The following is a 292-nucleotide window of genomic DNA, read 5'->3' as shown; positions in this document are numbered from 1 at the left end:
ATGAATTAAGGCATAAATATTCGGTGAAGGTACTCGTGGAGCTAGCTGGTATTCCACGGAGTACGTATTATGATTTAGTAAAGAAAATGAAGGTCGTTATGGTTACCGTCGCATTCGTGATGAATTAACGAATCGTGGTCAGAAAGTGAATCACAAGAAAGTTCAGCGCATTATGAAAGAGCTTGGATTAAAGTGTGTTGCGCGTATGAAGAAATATAAATCCTATAAAGGAAAAGTCGGTAGAATTGCCCCTAATATTTTAGAGCGTAATTTTCATACTGATGCACCGAAT

1 pseudogene is annotated in these 292 nt (G+C 37.7%); it reads left to right on the top strand.

The window, feature by feature from the left end:
• Positions 1-292, top strand: a pseudogene (locus MR115_RS29735) (IS3 family transposase); the annotation flags it as partial.

Origin of the sequence: Bacillus cereus group sp. BfR-BA-01309 (assembly GCF_022664315.1) — a bacterium.
Classification (GTDB): Bacteria; Bacillota; Bacilli; order Bacillales; family Bacillaceae_G; genus Bacillus_A; species Bacillus_A mobilis.
This window is presented reverse-complemented; position numbering and strand designations above follow the sequence as displayed.